At 61.1% G+C, this 380-nt stretch carries 1 protein-coding gene; it reads right to left on the reverse strand.

Features of this window, described 5'->3' with window-relative positions; translation table 11 throughout:
• Positions 1 to 84: 84 nt before the first annotated feature.
• Positions 85 to 380, reverse strand: a 296-nt coding sequence (locus DBV14_RS33105; RefSeq protein WP_124466479.1) for an electron transfer flavoprotein subunit beta/FixA family protein, incomplete at its 5' end; no start/stop codon positions are given.

The following is a 380-nucleotide window of genomic DNA, read 5'->3' on the forward strand; positions in this document are numbered from 1 at the left end:
GCGGTCACGGTGTTGAGGGTGGCCGGCTTGATGCTGGCGTGGTCGTGTTCGGCAATGACGAGTGCGGTCATGTTCGTTTCTTCCTCAGATCACTTTGGCTTCGTTCTTGAGCTTGTCCACCAGGGTGGCAACGTCAGGCACCTTGATGCCGGCGCCACGCTTGGGCGGCTCGCTGACCTTCAGGGTCTTCAGGCGCGGCTTGACGTCCACGCCCAGGTCTTCAGGCTTGAAGGTGTCCAGCTGCTTCTTCTTGGCCTTCATGATGTTGGGCAAGGTGACGTAGCGCGGCTCGTTCAGGCGCAGGTCGGTCGTGATGACGGACGGCAGGCTGAGAGAAATGGTGTCCAGGCCGCCGTCGACTTCGCGCGTGACAGTGACTT

The organism is Variovorax sp. KBW07 (genome assembly GCF_003852515.1).
In the GTDB taxonomy this organism is placed as follows: Bacteria; Pseudomonadota; Gammaproteobacteria; order Burkholderiales; family Burkholderiaceae_C; genus Variovorax.